The sequence below is a fragment of the Paenimyroides marinum genome, assembly GCF_900108395.1.
GTDB classification, from domain to species: Bacteria; Bacteroidota; Bacteroidia; order Flavobacteriales; family Flavobacteriaceae; genus Flavobacterium; species Flavobacterium marinum.
The window spans coordinates 1-19,877 of sequence record NZ_FNXE01000020.1; the positions used below are offsets into that span (position 1 = coordinate 1).

21 protein-coding genes are annotated in these 19,877 nt (G+C 36.6%); 2 read left to right on the forward strand and 19 right to left on the reverse strand.

From position 1 onward, the window contains the following. Positions 1-321: ADP-dependent NAD(P)H-hydrate dehydratase (locus tag BLW20_RS07770; protein ID WP_317039279.1), on the forward strand; the 321-nt coding region annotated here is incomplete at its 5' end. Between the two features lie 67 nt (positions 322-388). Here the strand turns inward: BLW20_RS07770 and BLW20_RS07775 are convergent. Then, complete coding sequence (locus BLW20_RS07775; protein ID WP_091098625.1) at positions 389-1,423, reverse strand: LLM class flavin-dependent oxidoreductase; 1,035 nt, start codon at positions 1,421-1,423, stop codon at positions 389-391. A gap of 169 nt (positions 1,424-1,592) precedes the next feature. On the opposite strand from BLW20_RS07775, the gene BLW20_RS07780 reads away from it, so the two are divergent. After that, complete coding sequence (locus BLW20_RS07780) at positions 1,593-2,228, forward strand: outer membrane beta-barrel protein (RefSeq protein WP_091098628.1); 636 nt, start codon at positions 1,593-1,595, stop codon at positions 2,226-2,228. Between the two features lie 30 nt (positions 2,229-2,258). On the opposite strand, the gene BLW20_RS07785 is transcribed toward BLW20_RS07780, so the two are convergent. The 18 genes from BLW20_RS07785 to BLW20_RS07870 all read right to left on the reverse strand — a co-directional run bounded on the left by BLW20_RS07785 (position 2,259) and on the right by BLW20_RS07870 (position 19,484). Then, positions 2,259-3,440 (reverse strand): oxygenase MpaB family protein, encoded by a 1,182-nt coding sequence (locus BLW20_RS07785; RefSeq protein WP_091098632.1) that lies wholly within the window; start codon positions 3,438-3,440, stop codon positions 2,259-2,261. Between the two features lie 66 nt (positions 3,441-3,506). Next, positions 3,507-4,880: an NADH-quinone oxidoreductase subunit N gene (locus BLW20_RS07790; RefSeq protein ID WP_091098635.1), complete on the reverse strand. Its 1,374-nt coding sequence runs from the start codon at positions 4,878-4,880 to the stop codon at positions 3,507-3,509. 24 nt (positions 4,881-4,904) lie between these two features. Beyond that, positions 4,905-6,305 (reverse strand): complex I subunit 4 family protein, encoded by a 1,401-nt coding sequence (locus BLW20_RS07795; RefSeq protein WP_091098638.1) that lies wholly within the window; start codon positions 6,303-6,305, stop codon positions 4,905-4,907. 10 nt (positions 6,306-6,315) lie between these two features. Next, positions 6,316-8,187, reverse strand: coding sequence for an NADH-quinone oxidoreductase subunit L (nuoL, locus tag BLW20_RS07800; protein ID WP_091098642.1), 1,872 nt, complete (start codon positions 8,185-8,187; stop codon positions 6,316-6,318). Position 8,188: 1 nt separating this feature from the next. Continuing rightward, positions 8,189-8,509: an NADH-quinone oxidoreductase subunit NuoK gene (gene nuoK, locus BLW20_RS07805; protein ID WP_091098646.1), complete on the reverse strand. Its 321-nt coding sequence runs from the start codon at positions 8,507-8,509 to the stop codon at positions 8,189-8,191. Position 8,510: 1 nt separating this feature from the next. Next, positions 8,511-9,017 (reverse strand): NADH-quinone oxidoreductase subunit J family protein, encoded by a 507-nt coding sequence (locus BLW20_RS07810; protein WP_091098650.1) that lies wholly within the window; start codon positions 9,015-9,017, stop codon positions 8,511-8,513. A gap of 2 nt (positions 9,018-9,019) precedes the next feature. Continuing rightward, positions 9,020-9,559 (reverse strand): NuoI/complex I 23 kDa subunit family protein, encoded by a 540-nt coding sequence (locus BLW20_RS07815; RefSeq protein ID WP_091098654.1) that lies wholly within the window; start codon positions 9,557-9,559, stop codon positions 9,020-9,022. Between the two features lie 12 nt (positions 9,560-9,571). Further along, on the reverse strand, positions 9,572-10,603 hold the full coding sequence (nuoH, locus tag BLW20_RS07820; RefSeq protein WP_091098658.1) for an NADH-quinone oxidoreductase subunit NuoH: 1,032 nt from the start codon (positions 10,601-10,603) through the stop codon (positions 9,572-9,574). A gap of 6 nt (positions 10,604-10,609) precedes the next feature. Further along, a complete protein-coding gene (locus BLW20_RS07825; protein WP_091098662.1) occupies positions 10,610-11,629 on the reverse strand; it encodes an NADH-quinone oxidoreductase subunit G in 1,020 nt (339 codons plus the stop codon). A gap of 10 nt (positions 11,630-11,639) precedes the next feature. Next, complete coding sequence (gene nuoF / locus BLW20_RS07830; protein ID WP_091098665.1) at positions 11,640-13,004, reverse strand: NADH-quinone oxidoreductase subunit NuoF; 1,365 nt, start codon at positions 13,002-13,004, stop codon at positions 11,640-11,642. Between the two features lie 4 nt (positions 13,005-13,008). Then, the gene (locus BLW20_RS07835; protein ID WP_091098669.1) at positions 13,009-13,542 is read right to left on the reverse strand and encodes an NADH-quinone oxidoreductase subunit NuoE family protein; all 534 of its coding nucleotides are present in this window, start codon (positions 13,540-13,542) and stop codon (positions 13,009-13,011) included. A gap of 3 nt (positions 13,543-13,545) precedes the next feature. Next, positions 13,546-14,784 (reverse strand): NADH-quinone oxidoreductase subunit D, encoded by a 1,239-nt coding sequence (locus BLW20_RS07840; protein WP_091098673.1) that lies wholly within the window; start codon positions 14,782-14,784, stop codon positions 13,546-13,548. An 11-nt stretch (positions 14,785-14,795) separates the two neighbouring features. Continuing rightward, positions 14,796-15,317, reverse strand: a complete 522-nt coding sequence (locus BLW20_RS07845; protein WP_091098676.1) for an NADH-quinone oxidoreductase subunit C — start codon at positions 15,315-15,317, stop codon at positions 14,796-14,798. 1 nt (position 15,318) lies between these two features. After that, complete coding sequence (locus BLW20_RS07850; protein ID WP_091098679.1) at positions 15,319-15,870, reverse strand: NADH-quinone oxidoreductase subunit B; 552 nt, start codon at positions 15,868-15,870, stop codon at positions 15,319-15,321. 12 nt (positions 15,871-15,882) lie between these two features. Next, positions 15,883-16,248 (reverse strand): NADH-quinone oxidoreductase subunit A, encoded by a 366-nt coding sequence (locus BLW20_RS07855; RefSeq protein ID WP_091098682.1) that lies wholly within the window; start codon positions 16,246-16,248, stop codon positions 15,883-15,885. Positions 16,249-16,762: 514 nt separating this feature from the next. Then, positions 16,763-17,881 carry a DUF4369 domain-containing protein gene (locus tag BLW20_RS07860; protein ID WP_091098686.1) on the reverse strand — a complete coding sequence of 373 codons (1,119 nt, stop codon included), beginning with the start codon at positions 17,879-17,881 and terminating at the stop codon, positions 16,763-16,765. 231 nt (positions 17,882-18,112) lie between these two features. Then, positions 18,113-18,949 (reverse strand): hypothetical protein, encoded by an 837-nt coding sequence (locus tag BLW20_RS07865; protein ID WP_091098689.1) that lies wholly within the window; start codon positions 18,947-18,949, stop codon positions 18,113-18,115. Positions 18,950-18,971: 22 nt separating this feature from the next. Continuing rightward, a complete protein-coding gene (locus tag BLW20_RS07870; RefSeq protein ID WP_091098696.1) occupies positions 18,972-19,484 on the reverse strand; it encodes a hypothetical protein in 513 nt (170 codons plus the stop codon). Positions 19,485-19,877: the final 393 nt, after the last annotated feature.

Consider the following 19,877-nt stretch of genomic DNA (forward strand, 5'->3'; position numbering starts at 1 on the left):
CAACTAATTTTGCCCTATTTGAAAGATTGCCCGTTTAGTAGTGATACTTTTATTTGTGATAATAGCGGAAAAGTTTTTGTGAATTCTTCAGGAAATCCATCAATGGCTCAGGCAGGAATGGGTGATGTGTTAACGGGTTGTGTTGCCTCTTTTTTATCACAAGGCTACACATCTTTAAATGCGGCTATTCTTGGTTGTTATATTCACGGCAAATCGGGGAATGAATTGAATAAAGTTTATGAAATAACTCCTGCTTCAATGGTTGCAACACAAATATCGAAAACATTAAAAAATCTAACTAATCAAAAAACATTCATTTGAGGTAAATATAAAAAAAACTCCAATAATATTGAAAAAATGTGTCTTGGAGTTTTTTCACAATGTTTTATTATTTCAAAACCTTACGAACTTCCGGTGCCACTTTGGTTCCGAATAATTCAATAGATTTCATTAGCATGTTGTGATCCGGGTCTCCCACATCCATCTGTCCTACAAAACGGGTGTGACCAAACCATTCATGCTGTTGCAGAATTTTGTCGATCACCGCATTTGGTTCACCCATAAAATAGGCACCTTCTGGTCGTGTGGTATTTAAAAACACTTCTTTGTTAAACGGTGCCCAGCCACGGTCTTTCCCTATATTGTCCATTTGTGCGGCGTAAAACGGATAATAGTCGTCTTTAATGGCATCAGAAGTTCCAACAAAAGTATGCGAGTTGATACCTATTTGCATGTTATTTATATTGTGACCAGCTGCCAGATAGTTCTCTTTATAATAATCAATCAAAGGTTTAAAGTTTATAGGCATTCCACCAATAATAGCAAAGGTAATAGGCAAGCCTAAACGTGCTGCGCGAAGAACCGATGCCGGCGTACCGCCAACTGCTATCCACACAGGCAGTTGTTTTTTATACGGTTTGGGGTACAAGTTTACGTTTTGCAGGTTTTGGGTTAAACGTCCGTTCCAGTTAATGTCTGTGCCGTTTTTTTCGATAAGATCCAAAAGAAGCATCAGTTTATCTTCAAACAAGGCATCGTAATTGTTTAAATCGAATCCGAATAAAGGAAACGATTCGGTAAAACTCCCTCTTCCTGCCATGATGTGTACACGACCTTTTGATAACTGATCCAACATACTGAAATCTTCGAACAAGCGTACCGGATCACTCGAACTTAATACGGTAACTGCAGAACCTAATTGAATGTTTTTTGTTACGGCTGCTGCTGCACTTAAAAAAAGCTGTGGATTTGTAACACTGTAATCGGCACGGTGATGTTCGCCCATTTCAAATACGTCTAAACCTACTTCATCGGCTAACCGTACCTGTTCCAGCATTTCGGTAAAACGCTGATGAGGTGCTTTGCGCAGCTGTGTTTCCTGATTTAATTTTAAATCGCCAAACATTGATATTCCTAATTCCATAATTTGTTATTTTTAGTAAAGTTCGTTAATTAGTTCTTTTTTACACTTAATGTAGTACAAGAAGTTGTGTTTTTTGACGGGTAAGAAACAAAAATGATGAAACTTAAAAAAAATGATTATCTTCGGACGATAAAACACATAAAATAAATAACATTTACAAACATTCGATATGAAAAAAATACTACTTGCTATTACACTGCTTACATTTGGATTCAGCAATGCTCAGGTTTCTTTTAAACCGGGAGTTAAGGCGGGGTTTGTCTCATCTACCATAACCAGTTACGGTGCCGATTACCGCAATAACTTTTACTTGGGTGCGTACGGTACGTTGCAACTGGGTAAGGTTTACAATATGCAGTTTGAGATGCTTTATATTCGTCAGGGAGCTGAAAATATCAGTTCGGTAACCACCAATTATAACGCGCCAAATTACCCGACGGTGGTCCGCACGGTAGATGTTCCTTTAGATTATTTATCGTTGAATTTAATCAATAAGTTTAATTTTGATAAATTCAATTTACAAATAGGACCCGGGTTGGATATTAAAGTATCTGAAGAAAAAATACCAACGTATCCTCAAGGAGGTGGAGTTTTATATGATACTAATGTTTATTCTATTAACAACGATGTTGATTTAACGCTGAACATCGGGCTGGGGTATAACTTTACAGATCAGCTTGGTATCGAAGCACGTATGCGTCAAGGATTAATTGAACCCATTTATGTGAATGGAGAAAGCTATTACGGTTCTTCATCGCATTTAAACCGTTCGTTTATGGTAGGGTTAACCTATACGTTTAAATAAAATTAAAGCTGCCCGGATAAGGCAGCTTTTTTATTGTTCTTTTTTATACAAATCCCAAACGTCTTCTTGTTGTTTCCGTCCTCTTAAAGCAACTTTTGCGTATGAATTTGGATTGCTTTTCGCTTTTCTGTCGAAATACTGGTTGATATTGTTTAGAAACAAAACCCAGTATTTTGCATTAGAGTAAGGCAAACCTAAATTTGACCGACTTTTGCTGCCCAATAAGACCTCGTTATAACCAATATTGGTTTTTTGAACAAACCATTTCATAAACCTGTTATTTGTAAAAGAAACACGCAAAGGCTCGTCGTACAAAGCCCAAGCTAAGTCTTTAGAGTCCTGATCGATGCCTTTTTGGGTTTTACTCCATAAATACAGTTGTTTTGCGGCTTGTTCAGGTGTATCGGGCAATAAATCTAACGGAATACCTATCAGATAACCAGCGTATTTCCATAAATGTAACACAGCAGAAAGTTCTTCGTTTGAAGGAGGAAGTTTCAACTTAGCCAAACCGTCCATAAAAGCAATCGAAAAACCTAAATTGGTAGCCATCATATCCCATAAATTAATCGGTCTGCCCCAAAGTTCCGATTTCCAATCAGTCGATTTTTCAATTTGTAAGCGCGAATATGAATGAATCAATCGGGTAGTTAATATAGCATAAATACCGGCTTGTTTTGGTTTTAAACCATTGATAGCTGTAACATTCATCCAAAAATCAACCGTATCCGATAAACGTTTTACGGCACCTTTGTGTAATGCCTGCGTAAAAATAAGCGGTTTGTTAATAGCCGATGATTCATAACCGCCCATTAAGCAATAATTTCTAAGAACAGACAAGGCAGCCGTACCACAACGATTGCAATAAGCGGCTCCGGAATTGATTTTATCGAAATCTACCCAATCTGGAACTTTGTGAAATTGTTCAAAAAGCTGTACAGTTTCAAGTGATAAGTTCTTTTGGTTGGAAGGGAATAAGGAAAAATCGTGATGAAGTTTTCCTATAGCTTCCCCGAAAGATTTGTTTGAAAAATAATGTTTTGCTACTTCATCGCCTAAAGTATCCACCTGAAAATAAAGAGGAATGTAACTTTTACTTTCTTCTAAGGAAACATCAGAGATAAAATAAGGCAATAAATTGAACTTGCTTTTTTTCCAGTAACTTGAGAAAGAAGTGCTGTTTTCGGTACTATATCTTTCGGGAATTTTCATGTTTTAAAGATATAAAAAAAGGTTGATTTGAAACTCAAATCAACCTTTAGTAAAGTAATTAATTAACTAAAATAAATCTATTATTAACGATGGGCAAAATCCAATAATTAAATTGATTACAATTGCAATAATTGCAACCGTTGAATAGATAAAGTTTTTTTGATATGTAGTGTTTGCATCGGCATTTTTATAGGTAAACATAACGATAATCACTTTAAAGTAGTAATAAATACTTATGATAGACGTTATTACCGCGATAACTACCATTACATAATATCCTTGATTTAGGGCTTGTGTAAACAGGAATAATTTTCCGAAGAATCCTGCAAGGATCGGAATTCCTGCCATTGATAACAACGCTAAAGACAATGTTACTGCCAACACGGGTTTGTGTTTTGCAAACCCACGGAAATGAATCACCAGCTCTTCTTTTTTGTCCTGACATACGTATAATATCACACTAAATGCTGCAATTCCGGCAATGGCATAAGCTACCATATAATAAAACAAATGGGGTTCTGCTTGTTTCCCTAACAAAATAGCCATTAACATAAAACCGGCGTGCGAAATACCTGAATATGCCATTAAACGTTTAATATTGTTTTGTTTTAACGCCATTACGTTACCCACAATTAATGTAACGATGATTAAAAAGGCGATTAAATTGCTGAAATTAGCCGGCATGGCAGGGAAGAAAACCAGACTTAATTTATAAAAAGCTGCTACTGCCGCTACTTTTGCCAATGTACTCATGGTTGTTGTGGTTAACAACGGCGATCCTTGATAAACATCAGGTGCCCAGAAATGAAAAGGGAAGGCTGCTATTTTAAATAATAATCCCACCAACATCAACACAAAACCAACCATAAACCATTTTGGCATGGCTAACTGTGAACTTGCCAATTGAATCTGATCTAAATCAAACGAAGCGGTTGCGCCATAAATCAAAGCTATTCCAAACAGGATGAATCCTGAGGCAAATGAGCCCATTAAGAAATATTTCATTCCGGCCTCGTTACTTTTGATATTTGTTCTGTCGCTTCCTGCTAAAATGTATAAGGTAATTGATAAAATCTCTAATCCTAAGAAAAACATAACCATATTGCCAAAGGCAACCATACAGTAAGCCCCAATCAATAAAAATATTTTTAAAGAAGTGTAATCAGATATTTTATCATATTGCTCTTTATAAAAAGATTGTCCTAATGCTACAATGAAAAAGGTTAATACAATGAATAAAGAACTGAACAGGGTAGTGGTTTTGTTTATTACAATCATATTGTTGTAAAACGAATCGATTGTATTAAAGTTGCAAATATTAAAACCCAAAGCAACCAATAACCCAATTAAAGTTAAAGGAACAATTGTTTTTCTCAGGTTAATAATTTCTAAGACCAATATAAGAACTGCTAAGGATGCTAAAGCTATTAATGTACTCATAGTTTAAATTTTCTATGTTCTTTATTAAATGAATAAATCGGTTAGTAATTTTGGATAGATTCCTAAACCAATTAAAACCACACAAATAATCCCTAAAACCACATATTCTTTTGTAGTTACTTCAGAAAATACTTTTGTATTTGGTGAACCCAACACAGCATTCTGGAACATTTTCAACATATAATATGCTCCAAGAATAATTGATGTTCCTGCGAAAACGGCATACAATAATTCTTTTTCAGATAAAGCGAAAAGCAAAGTAAATTCTCCGATAAATCCAAAAGTTCCCGGTAAGCCAATCGATGCAAATAAAATGATTAAAAAGAATGTTGTGAATTTGGGTGCCTGCGAGCGGATACCACCCATATCTTTAATCAAATAACTATCGTATCTGTTGTGAATGATGTCTGCCAGATAAAATAATCCCACCACCACAAAACCGTGTGCTACCATTTGAATAATAGCCCCTTGATAGCCGGTGGTGTTACCAATGTAAGCTCCCGCAGCAATTAAACCAACGTGTGCCATTGACGAATAAGCCAATAAGCGTTTGATGTTTTCAGAACGCAGGGCAATTAACGATGCGTAAATAATTCCAATGATACATAGAACAATTACTGTTTTTAAGATGTTTTCTGATACATTTCCCGCAATAGGCATTTGCCAGCGCAAAATAGAATAAAGTCCCATTTTTAGCATGATCCCCGAAAGTAACATGGTGCCAATTGTTGGCGATTTTTCGTAGGTATTTGCCTGCCAGGTGTGTAACGGGAAAACCGGAATTTTAATTCCGTAAGCCAAAAAGAACGCAAGGAAAATATAGTTTGCTTCTTTGGTTGATAAAACAACTTTAGAAAGATCGCTCCAGGAAAAACTTCCTGTTTTGGTGTATAAGTAAGCAAAAGCTGCCAACATAAATAACGACCCTGCAAAGGTGTAAATGAAAAAGGTTACCATTACGCGTTTACGTACTTTCCATTCATCGCTTCCCCACAACAACCCAATAAAGAATATCGGTAATAAAGCTAATTCCCAGAAAATATAGTAAACCAAACCATCTTGTGCTAAAAATGTTCCTGCCATGGCAAACGCCATAAATAAAACCAAAGCATATAACTGGTTTGCTTTAGAATACAAGGTATTGAATGATGCCAAAATAATAATTGGCAACAATAACGTAGTTAACAGCAACATGGTTAAGCTTAACCCATCAACCACAAACGATAACGAAATGTTAGGGTTAGAGATCCATTGCTGAACAAACGAAATATCGCTTCCGTTTAAAAAATCTGCCGTTAAAATTAATGCGATAACAGCGTTAATTAAACTGGTTACTAAAGCTATTTTTCCCGCGTTTTTAGCATTCGATGCCAACGTTGCACCAGCTCCTAAAATATAAATAAGTAAAATAAGAATACAATTCATCGCCATAATTTTAGTAACACATAAATAAATAATACAACAAGCCGCAAACGCCAATTACAAAGGCAAATAAATACAAGCCAATGTTTCCGTTTTGCGCTTTTTTACCTTGGTAAGATAACTCTGAAGGAACTCTTCCAAAACTTAGTACAATACCGTTAATCAGTCCATCGATTTGGTTTTTAAAGAACGAACCAAAAAAGTTTAAAGGCTGCACAATAATTGCCTGATAAATCTCGTCTAAGTAATATTTGTTCACAAACAATTTTTGCAAGCCCGAAACATTGTTATCGTTAACAGGAACTTGTTTGTTTTTAATGTATTTTGCATACGCTATAAATAAACCAACTAACGCACCAACAACAGCCAAGCCCATTAACAGATACTCGGTAGTACCTAATACGTGTGGATGCGATGCGGCATTGTTTTTAATCACCGGTTTTAAAAATTCGTTTAACCAACTGTTTCCGGGAATGCTGATCAATCCTCCAACAGCTGCCAACACTGCCAAAATAATTAAAGGCAAAGTCATAACGCTTGGACTTTCGTGTAAGTGATCTGCTTGTTCTTTAGTACCTCTAAAATTGTTAAAGAAGGTTAAGAACAACAATCTAAACATATAGAAAGCGGTTAATATTGAAGCCAAACTGGCAATGATCCATAAAACAATGTTGTGGTGGAATGCCGTTAATAAAATTTCATCTTTGGAGAAAAAACCTGATAAAGGCGGAAATCCTGAGATGGCTAATGTAGAAATAAAGAAGGTTAAATATGTAACTTTCATGTGTTTTCTTAATCCGCCCATGTGACGCATATCTTGTTCGCCACCAATCGCGTGAATAACCGATCCGGATCCCAGGAACAAACACGCTTTAAAGAAGGCGTGTGTAATTACATGGAAAACCGCCACTTCGTAAGCACCTAAGCCTAACGCTAAAAACATTAAACCTAATTGCGAAACGGTAGAATATGCCAATACTTTTTTAATATCGTTTTGTACTAATGCAATGGTTGCCGCCATTAAAGAGGTTATTGCTCCTATAACCGCAATGATGTGCTGAACATCCGGAGTTAAATCAAACAAGAAATTTAAACGGGTAATCATAAAGATACCTGCCGTAACCATGGTTGCTGCGTGAATTAACGCCGATACAGGTGTTGGACCTGCCATTGCGTCCGGTAACCAGGTGTATAATGGCAACTGTGCACTTTTACCCGTTGCAGCAATAAAGAACGCCATTGTTGCAATGCCTAAAGTTGGTGCAAGGTAACTTTGTTCTTGTAAGGCGACAAAATCTAATGTATGGAATAAATATCCTGTTACGAAAATTCCGATCAAGAAACCTAAATCACCAATACGGTTCATAATGAACGCTTTTTTAGCTGCGTTGTTGTAATCCTGGTTTTTGTACCAGAAGCCAATCAATAGGTACGAGCATAAACCAACACCTTCCCAACCAATAAACATCATGGCTAAGTTGCTTCCTGTTACTAAAATCAGCATAAAGAAAACAAAGAAGTTTAAATAGGTAAAGAAAGTAGAAAAGTTCTCGTCATCGTGCATATAGCTTGTTGAATACAAGTGAATCAATGTTCCGATACCTGTAATGAACAACAACCAAAGTGCCGCTAACTGATCAAAATAAAATCCGAAATCAATGGTAAAGTAGTTGAATTTCATCCATTCAAATAAAACCACTTTAACCGGCTCTTGCGAACCTTGTATGTATGCAAAAAAGATACATGATATAACAAACGAAGCCGCAATAGCCAACGTTGCAATAGCACCCGATACTTTTTTGCTTAAGTGTTTACCCCAAAATCCGTTGATTAATGTACCAACTAAAGGGAAAATCAGCGTAAGTAATAATATAGTTGTGCTCATGCTATCCTTTTAAATTTTTAAGTTTATCAATATCAATTGATCCAATGTTTCTGTAAATAGCTACCAAGATTGCCAAACCAATAGCAACTTCGGCAGCAGCAACAGCCATCGTAAAAAATACAAATACTTGTCCGTTTGCGTCTTCATGGTAATTTGAAAAAGCGACCAATAATAAGTTGGCGGCGTTTAGCATGATTTCAATCGACATAAACATGACAATGGCGTTACGACGATATAAAATACCAAAGGCTCCAATACTAAAAAGAATAATACTTAAGTAAATGTATTGGTCTATGCCTATTTGTTGTAAAACATGTTCCATACTAAGCTGTTTTTTTATCTTTTTTAGAAATTAATACTGCACCAATCATTGCCATTAACAACAACACTGCTGCCATTTCAAACGGAAGTACGAATTCGTTTAACAATACTTTTCCTAATACCTGGATCGATTGAAAATCAACACCTGTATTGGTGTATGTTTCTAAAGTAGGTGCGGTTTGTGCTAAAGCACTTACCAGAAAGAAACCAATTAAACAGAAACACACTGTAGCAACAATTTTTGTAACCACAGGTTTTGATACTTCATCGCTGATGTTCAGGTTCATTAACATAATGGTAAACAACATTAAAATCATGATCGCACCCGAATACACAATGATGTGAACCATTGCCAGAAATTGTGAATTTAACAAAGCGTAATGCCCAGCGATGCTAAAAAAACATACCACTAACCAAATAGCACTATGAATGGGGTTTTTAGAAAGAATGGTTAAAAACGCGCTTCCTAAAGTAACAGCCGAAAGAATATAAAATAAAATCTCTATCATTTTTATTCTGATTTAGCGGTATTTTGAATAGCCTGATCTAAAGGCATTACCAATTGTTCTTTTCCAAAAATAAAATGCTCGCGATTGGTATCTGCCTTTACAATTTTTTTAGATTTTGTTAAATAGATGGCCTGTTTAGGACAAGCTTCTTCGCACAAACCACAGTAAATGCAACGCAGCATATTAATTTCGTAGATTTCGGCATATTTTTCTTCTCTGTAAAGATGCTTTTCTTCGGGTTTGCGTTCGGCAGCTTTCATGGTAATTGCCTCAGCAGGGCACGATAAAGCACACAAACCGCAAGCAGTACAGCGTTCTCTGCCTTCTTCGTCGCGCATTAACATGTGTTGTCCGCGATAAACCGGACTAAACGGACGCGTTTCTTCAGGATAATTAATGGTAACTTTCTTTTTAAATAAATGTTTAAAAGTAGTTGCCATACCGCCGGCAATTGCGCCAATGTATAAACGCTCGCCTAAGGTCATTTCTTTATTAGAAACCTGCTTTTTTCTACCTGATAAGGATGTATTTTGAATAGACATAATTTCTATTTTTTAGCGATTTAATAATAACACCACCGCAGTAACTACTATGTTTAAAATAGCTAACGGAATTAATGTTTTCCAACCTAAGTTCATTAATTGGTCGTAACGGAAACGTGGTATCGTCCAACGAACCCACATGTACAAGAAAATAAAGAAACAGATCTTTATAAACAATACGGCAATACCAATAATGTTTGCAGTATTTTCTCCCCAATTTTCAGCAGCCCACGTCATACCCGGATAGTTATAAGCTCCTAAATAAAGAACGGCTAACAAGGTAGAAGAAATGAACATGGCAGCGTATTCAGCAAACAAGAAGAATCCCATTCGCATAGATGAATATTCGGTGTGATAACCACCAATTAATTCTTGTTCACATTCTGCCAAATCAAATGGTGTTCTGTTTGTTTCTGCAAATGAACAAATCAGGAAAATAAAGAACCCTAATGGTTGATAGAAAATGTTCCAGTGCATTTCATGCTGTCCGGCAGCGATTTCGCGCAAGCTCATAGAGCTGTGCATCATCAAGACTGCAACGATAGACAATCCCATAGCAATTTCATAAGAAATCATTTGCGAAGCCACACGCATGGCACTGATTAACGAATATTTGTTGTTAGATGCCCAACCACCAATCATGATTCCGTACACACTTACCGAAAGTACTGCAAATACGTACAGCATGGCTACATTAATGTCAGCAGCCTGAAGGATCACTTTTCTACCGGCAATTTCTAACGTATCACCCCAAGGAATAACTGCTGAGGTCATCAACGCCATGGTCATTGAAATGAATGGTCCCAATACAAATAAAAACGTATTAGGTGTGTTTGGCATAAATTCTTCTTTAGCAAATAATTTTAAACCATCGGCTAAAGGCTGTAGCATACCTCCCGGACCTGCACGGTTTGGCCCTCTGCGGTCTTGGATCCAGGCGGCAATTTTACGTTCTGCCAGCGTACAGTACATGGCAAACAGCATTGTAATTGCAAAAACAGCTACAATGATTACACTTTTTTCTATAATGATTGCTTCTTCCATACCTGACTATTTTTCTGATGTTTTATATGGAACTTCTTTCATACTGATCTTTTTGCGATCCTGGTCACGACCTTCTAAAATTTGTTTTTCGGTATCAATTACTACTTTATCCATTTTGCGGGTGTAGTTGCTTTGATTGATAACACTCCATTTCTCAAATTTGCGAGGACCTTCAATTACCCAATCAGATACTTCTTTGTGATCAAAACGGCATTCGTTGCAAATGAACTCTTCTACTTCGTGAAACTCGTCTTTACGAGCCGTAACACGTTGAATTTCGTTGCCAAACATCCATAAAGTGGTTTTTCCGCAACATTTATCACAGTTTCTGTGGGCATCAAACGGTTTGTTAAACCAAACACGCGATTTAAAACGGAAGGTTTTATCGGTCAACGCACCAACGGGACACACATCAATCATATTACCGGACATTTCGTGGTCTATTGCTGCCGATACATAAGTGGAAATTTGTGCATGATCGCCACGGTTTAAAACACCGTGATTTCTGCTGCCACAAACTTGTTCTGCCGTATGTACACAACGATAACACAAAATACAACGGTTCATGTGCAATTGAATTTTATCGCCAATGTTTTCTGGTTCAAACGTACGTTTTTCTTCTTTAAAACGCGTTTTTTCCAATCCGTGTTTAAACGATAGGTTTTGCAAATCACATTCACCGGCTTGGTCACAAACAGGGCAATCTAAGGGGTGGTTGATCAATAAAAATTCGGTAACTGCTTTGCGCGCATCTAATGCTCTTTCAGAAGTTTTTACTTTCACTTCCATTCCGTCCATAACACCTGTTTTACATGATGGCATCATTTTAGGCATTGGGCGTGGATCGGCTTCGCTGCCTTTTGATACTTCTACCAAACAGGCACGGCAGTTACCGCCTGTATCTTTTAATTTAGAATAGTAGCACATGGCAGGCGGTACCACATCGCCGCCAATCATACGTGCAGCCTGCAGTACGGTGGTGCCTGGTTCTACTTCTATTTCTATTCCGTCTATTGTAACTTTCATAATTTCTATATTAAACGGTGGTATTTTGTAGTAAATGTTTTACTTTTTCAAAAGGTTCATTTACAAAATGATCTCTGTTTTTAATTTTTTCCGGGAAACGAACGTGGTATTCAAACTCGTCTCTGAAATGACGAATCGCAGCGGCAACCGGCCAGGCGGCGGCATCGCCTAAAGGACAAATTGTATTACCTTCGATTTTTGCCTGAATACTCCATAACAGATCAATATCCTCTTCGGTACCTTGTCCGTTTTCAATACGCCATAAAATTTTTTCCATCCATCCGGTTCCTTCACGGCAAGGCGAACATTGTCCGCAGCTTTCGTGATGGTAGAATCTTGAGAAATTCCATGTATTACGAACGATACAAGCGGTATCGTTATAAACGATAAATCCACCTGAACCTAAAGAGGAACCTGTTGCAAAACCTCCGTCTGATAGCGATTCGTAGGTCATCAATCGATCTTCTCCATTGGCTGTTTTAAAGATAAGGTGTTTAGGTAAAATAGGCACCGATGAACCGCCGGGAATCAATCCTTTTAACGGACGGTCATCAATCATTCCTCCGCAATATTCATCAGAATTCATGAATTCATCAACGGTCATTCCCATTTCAATTTCATAAACACCCGGTTTTTTAACGTGACCGGAAACAGAGAATAATTTGGTTCCGGTAGATCGTCCCAGACCAATTTTAGAATAATCTTCGCCTGAATTTAAAATGATCCATGGCACAGTAGCAATTGATTCTACGTTGTTTACAACAGTAGGGTTTTGCCACAAACCTTTAACAGCTGGGAAAGGTGGTTTGATACGCGGATTTCCACGTTTACCTTCTAACGATTCAATCAAAGCGGTTTCTTCACCACAGATATACGCACCACCACCACAGTGTACGTGCAAATCTAAATCGTAGCCCGAACCTTTAATGTTTTTACCTAACCAACCTGCTGCATAAGCTTCTTTAATGGCGCGTTCTAAGGTTTTAAAAACCCACATGTATTCGCCACGAATGTAGATGTACGAAAGGTTGGCACCTAAAGCAAACGACGAGGTAATCATTCCTTCGATCAATAAATGCGGAATGTATTCCATTAAATATCGGTCTTTAAATGTACCTGGTTCAGATTCATCGGCATTACAAACCAAATGACGCGGATTACCTGATTTTTTATCGATAAAACTCCACTTTAAACCCACAGGGAAACCTGCACCGCCACGACCACGCAGACCAGAAGTCTTTACTTCTTCGGTAATATCGTCGGGGTTCATTTTCAATGCCTTTTCTACAGAAGCATATCCACCATTTTCACGATAAACATCGTACGTTTTAATACCCGGAATATGGATTTTTTCAAATAATATTTTTTGTCCCATAGTATTATTTATCGTGTAAGGTTATTTTATCTTCTTTACAATCGTTAATTAATTGATCTACTTTTTCTTTGGTTAAATGTTCGTGGTAAAAATCGCCCAACTGTAACATTGGGGCATAACCGCAAGCACCTAAACATTGTACACCAACCACCGAAAATAATCCGTCTGCTGTAACCTGACCGGGTTTTACGCCTAATTTTTCACAGGTATAATCCATAACATCTTCGGCCTTATTAATAGCACAACAAGACGTTACGCAGAATTCTAACATGTATTTGCCTACCGGTTTTTGGTTGAACATGGTATAGAAAGTTACCACTTCATACACTTCAATAGGCGTTATGTTTAGTATTTCGGCTGCTTTATTTTGTAATTCAACACTTAACCAGTTATCATGTGCGTCTTGCAATTCATGTAAAACAGGTAATAGTGCCGATTTTTGTTTTCCTTCTGGATAATGACTGACCAATTCCTGAATGCGTTGCATTAATTCAGGGGTGATATTGATGTCTTGATGATATTTTTTTAATGTTTCCATAAGTTAGCAATCTAATTCTCCTGCAATAACGTTCATACTTGAAAGAGTAATAATAGCGTCAGATAAGCTGCGCCCTTTTACAATTTCGTTAAATGCCTGATAGTAAATAAAACATGGTCTGCGGAAGTGTAAACGATACGGAACACGACTTCCGTTTGTAATTAAATAGAAACCTAATTCGCCATTACCGCCTTCTACAGCGTGATACACTTCGGTATTTGGAACAGGAACTTCGCCCATTACAATTTTAAAGTGGTAAATCAAGGCTTCCATATTGTTGTAAACTTCTTCTTTGGGTGGCAGGTAATAATCGGGAACATCTGCGTGATAACCACCTTCTGCCGGCATTTTTTCCAACGCCTGACGGATGATTTTCATACTTTCCCAAACTTCGGCATTACGTACGCAAAAACGGTCGTAACAATCACCGTTTTGACCTACGGGAATATCGAACTCAAAATCTTCGTACGAACAATATGGTTGTGCTACACGAATATCGTAATCAACACCGGCAGCACGTAAATTTGGTCCTGTAAAGCCATAGCTCATCGCCATTTCAGCATCAACAGCTCCGGCACCAATGGTACGATCCATGAAGATACGGTTACGGGAAAGCATGTTTTCAAACTCTGTCCAAACCGCCGGGAATTCCGCTAAAAATTTATCTATTTTTCTCCAGGCAGTTTCACTCCATTCACGTTCAAAACCACCAATACGCCCCATGTTTGTTGTTAAACGTGCACCGCAGATTTCTTCGTAAATTTCATAAATCTTTTCGCGGTACTGCATCACGTAGAGGAAACCTGTTAATGCACCTGTATCAACGCCCATAACCGAACTACAAATAATGTGGTCAGCAATGCGGGCTAATTCCATAATAATGACACGCATGTATTGTACGCGTTTAGGGATTTCGATGCCCAACATTTTTTCAACCGTCATCCACCAGCCGGTATTGTTGATAGGAGAGGAGCAGTAGTTTAAACGGTCTGTTAACACGTTGATCTGATAAAACGGACGGTTTTCGGCAATTTTCTCAAATGCACGGTGAATGTATCCAACAGTACCTTCGCCATCAATGATTTTTTCTCCGTCCATTAATAAAATGTTCTGGAAAATACCGTGGGTTGCAGGGTGTGTGGGACCTAGATTTAATATAGATAATTCTACACCATCTTTTTCTCTTGTTGCCTTGATTTGTTTTTCAAATCGTTTTTCGGGCACTAATAATAAATCTGACATAGTAATTCTTTTTAACAATTAGGACCTGTTCTACCAAAGAAACGGTCGTCTTTATCGGTTCTGCCTTGATCTTCTAAAGGAAATTCTTTTCTAAGCGGAAACGATTCCATTTCATCCATATTTAAAATGCGTTTTAACTGCGGATGGTTTTTAAAAATGATTCCATAAAAATCATACGTTTCGCGTTCCTGCCAATTGGCTCCGGCATACAGTGGAACAATGCTTTCCACTTCGGGATTCGATGCCGGTAAGAACGCCTTAACACGGATTCTTACATTATCAAACCAATTGTGTAAGTGATATACCACACAAAACTGGCGGTCTTCGTCGTAATCAGGGTAATGAACCCCGCAAACATCGGTTAAAAAATTAAAGTTCATTGAAGGATCTTCTTTTAAGAATTGAATCACCTCAAAAAGCGCTTCTTTCTTAACTTCAAAAGCCAGCATATCATGAAGAATATGAAAGTTTTCAACCTTTGGCGTAAACTGACGGCTTAATGTTTGCTGAATGATTTCGTTTGTTAAGCTCATTTTATTTGATGTTATATGAGTTTAATAAATCTTTATATTCATCGCTGCTTCTACGGCGAACCGATTCGTTTTTAACGATGTTCTGCAGCTCTAAAATTCCGTCTAAAATTTGCTCAGGTCTTGGCGGGCATCCCGGTACATATACATCAACTGGAATTACCTTGTCGATACCCTGCAAAACAGAGTAGGTATCAAAAACACCACCTGTACTTGCACAGGCACCCACGGCAATAACCCATTTAGGTTCTGCCATTTGTTCGTACACCTGACGTAAAATAGGAGCCATTTTTTTGGCAATGGTTCCCATAACCAGTAGCATATCTGCCTGGCGTGGCGAGAAACTCATACGTTCTGATCCAAATCGGCCAATATCGTAAGTAGCTGCCATGGTTGCCATGTATTCAATACCACAGCAAGAAGTAGCAAAAGGCAAAGGCCACATAGAATTGGCACGTGCCAACCCCACCACTTCGCTTAATTTCGTTGCAAAAAAACCTTCGCCGGCATAACCTTCGGGCGGAGCAACTTGTTTTATGTTAGAAGAATCACTCATAATAGCTGTAGTTTATTCAAATTCTAATCCTTTTTTCTTGAACTCGTAAAGTAACCCCACAATTAATAAAAACATAAAAATGCCCATTTTGTATAAGCCTTCCCAACCTAGTTCCAGAAAGTTTACCGCCCATGGATACATAAAGATTACTTCAACATCGAACAAAACAAACAAAATGGCAACTAAAAAGTAGCGGACATTAAACGGCACGCGTGCGTTACCAAACGATTCAATACCACATTCAAAGTTTACATCTTTGTTTTTTGATGCTTTTTTGGGACCTAAAAATCCTGAAACTAAAATGGTAACAAAAACAAAACCCGCTGCCAGCCCAAGCTGCATAAGGATTGGGATTAAATCCAGTTGACTTGATTGCATGTTGTTAGTGCATTAAATTTTTACAATTTTCAAAGATAATTTTTTAGTTGCGTATAAAAAACCTTATTGTTTTGATTTGTTATCAATTTCAACTTTTTGGGCTTAATTTATAATGGTTTTAAATAAAAAAGAACAGAAATTTGGAAGATTTTCTTTTTTAATAAAATAAGTCGATGATTTCGCCGGTATCAGGATCTGAAGAAACGCATTGGTTTTTTACAGAGAAATCCGTTTTTATCGGTGTAATTTGTATCGAAAAAAAAGTAACCTGCGGTAAAAATAAAAACCACGTCTGCTTTTCATAAAAAGCAGGCGTGGTTTGCAGCAAAACCTAACGTAGTATTGATTAAAAGCAGACGTGGTTTGTAGCAAAACCTAACGTGTTTTTTAAACGATAAACGTACCGTTTAAAAGTTAGTCTGCAAAGTATTCCAGATATAAACCAATAATGATCAAAAGAGTACCTGTAATACCCAGAATTGCTGTTCTGTATTTTTTTATAAGTTTCATTTAGTTATAATTTTCCTAAATATTGTTCTAATTTTTGTTGATGGATTAATGCACCAGTCCAACGGTCGATAAGTTTGCCCGATTTGTCAAACAATAAAAAAGTGGGTGTAGCATTTTCTTGATATTGAATATAAGCATCGGTATTCATAAAATCTTCGGCATAAACCACTGCCCAGTTATTGGTGCTTAAAGTTCCAAACTGTTGGTAAGTTGCCGCATCTGGACTTTCTAATACGCTTACTGCTTGTAGCTTGTCTGCATATTTATCTGTAAAGCTTTTAGTAATAGGAAATGCCTGGTTGCTGCCTGAGCAGCTTACCGACGATAAATCAACCAAAACATATTCTGTATCTTTATTAAAATAATCGCTTAATTTTTCTGCTTTTAAATCTTTATCTAACACATTTATATCAATAAAAGCATCTCCTTTTGTTAAACGATGACTTTGCGATGCCAATAAATATTGCTTGCCTATTTTGGTTTGTTTTTGTTCGGCAGTCATTTTATTATACACAGCTTTGTAAAAATCTTGTTTATCAAGGGTTTTGTTATACTCTAACATACTGAAACCAAAAGGTGTATCTAAATGTTCTAAAAGAAAATCCATTTCATTTTGTTTCAGTTCCTCAGCTAATTTAGTTGCAATTCCCTCATCTCCAACATATTTTTCTTGTACTTCGGGCTTTTCCCATTCGCCACTTTGTTGTAAAGCAATGATTTCCTGTTGCATAGCTTGGGTTTTAATATGAACAGGTAATTGCTTTTCGTTAAACAAAACTTGGATTTTATGGTATTCAGAACCGGTAACCTTTACCTGATACGGAAAGTCTTCTTTATTTGCTGTTACTTCTATAGTTTCGTTAGCAACAAACAAGCTTGTGTAATAAGGTTGGTTGTTATCTACAATATACATCATATAATTTTCCGGTGTTTCAGCAACATCTGCTGTTAATGTTACTTTGCCTTGTGCCAATGTTTGGTAGGCAATAGGCGTTTGCCCGCTTATTAAATAGACTACGGCAGCATCTGAAAACCCCGTAAGGTTTGCTGTTATTTTTATTTCGCCTGCAAAGGCTTGTAAGGTTGCAGTTAGCAATAATGCTAAGATTGTTAATTTTTTCATTTCGGATGATTTTATATTTGTTAAACTCTAACAGAGTTCTGAACTCTGTTAGAGTTTATTGAGGGTTGTTATTTGTTTTTATTTACAAGTAAACTATAAAATAAAACAGCTAATGTAACAACAAACGAATATAGCAAGGCGCTATTTAATTCTTTATTAAAGAATAAATAAAAAACAAATAGAGATCCTAAAAAAGTTGCTGTTGCCTTTATTATCAATGGTTTCATATTTTTATCTTATACTCCAATATTCTGGACTTAATCCTGCTACAATTGAACTTGCTGCTGCACCAGTTAAAAGTTCACCAGCAGTAACTGGTGCACCAACTCCGGTTGCCGCTGTTAAAAGTGCACCAACCATTACTCCGGTTGCTCCAGCTGAATCTGCATTGGCTAAAAAGGCAATTCTTCTTCCAATAGGACCACCTTTAGCCTGAATAGTAGATGGAGCTACCAATAACTGCCATTTTTCTGAATTAATAGACCAATATTTGTATGAATCAACATAAATAGTTACAATATAGGCAATATTATAAAATTCTTTTTCTGTAAATCCATTAAACTTGTCAGATTCCAAGTAACTTGTTATATCTAAGTCTATTATATTATCTTGCAAACTATTTAGGTAACTAATTTCATTAACAATGTAATTGATGTCTTTTGTAGAATCATTTACATCTTCTATTTGATTAAATACATTTTCTATATTGTTACAGTGCACATTTAAATATTCTTTTACCAAATCTATATTAACATCCTTTTCAGTATATTGTTTAATTGTTCCTGCTGCTGATGAAACAATGTCATTTAAAGGAGTTTGTTCATTAAGATTACCATTTAATAAATTTGTATAAGCATAATCCAAAGCCAAACTATGTAATTTAGAATTTTGGATAGCATCTCTTATAACTTCAGATTTCTCTATTGCTTTTCCAGCCTTGTTTGATTGTTCTTCTTTTGTAGGTGTAGCTATTTCATTATCGTTACTACACGCCCAAAGTCCTGATGACAACATAATTATTCCCAAAATTCCTAATGTAACTTTTTTTATATTTTGTATAATTTTCATCTTTATTTAATTTACTATTGTTTTAGTTTTGCTGTACGTTTAGATCAATATAAAAAGTTTCATCGTCTGCCTGAACAACTTTTGCTACTTGCTTTATCACTCGTGTTTCTGGGCTAAACTCTAATTCATTCAAGACCTCAGGTGCTAATAAAAAATCATTATCTACCTCAAAAGTCCCATCGGTGAAGTATTCTGTGTTTGTTTGGTAGGTTTCCATACTCATAGATAATCTCATTGTGAAATGATCTATTCTTCCAATTCCATCAGACGGATGAGTTCCAGGTCCTGGCAATGTTAAATCTATGCAAATTCCAGAATTAGCAGGTACACATTTTAAATTTACATCATAAGCTCTTCCAAATCCTAATGTACTTGGAATAATTCTTATATCACTAAATGCTTTAGCTGCCATAGCTGTTTGCTCTGTTGTGGTATTGTTAGTTGTTGTAGCATCGTCGTTACTACAAGAAAATAAGCTTACTGATAAAATTGCAGCTCCGAAAAGAGCGAATACTGATGATTTGATATTTTTCATATCTTTTGTTTAAGTTTATGCAGTTTTGTTTTAATTGTTTTTTAAACTGCGGATTAATTAATTTGTTTAATTTTTTGTTTGTTTCGGCGCAAACGGTTTACGTCACTGTCGCTACGTTTACTTGGGTGTTTTTATTACTTTTTTGTTTTGCTTTTTTAACTTCGCCAAAGTTTAAAACTTTGGCGAAGTTTGTTCTGATGTTATTTGTTTTAAGGTTAAACTTTTAATTTGGTTCTTGAATAAATACTGTCTTAACTTCTCGACTTCGCTCGAAGTGACGGATTTTCGACTTTATAGTTCTCGATACAAAATCTTTCAGATTTTTACTCGAACTGACGTTACGACATTTGACTTTAAGACGTTCGACTTTATGACGTTTAATTTTGTAATTTG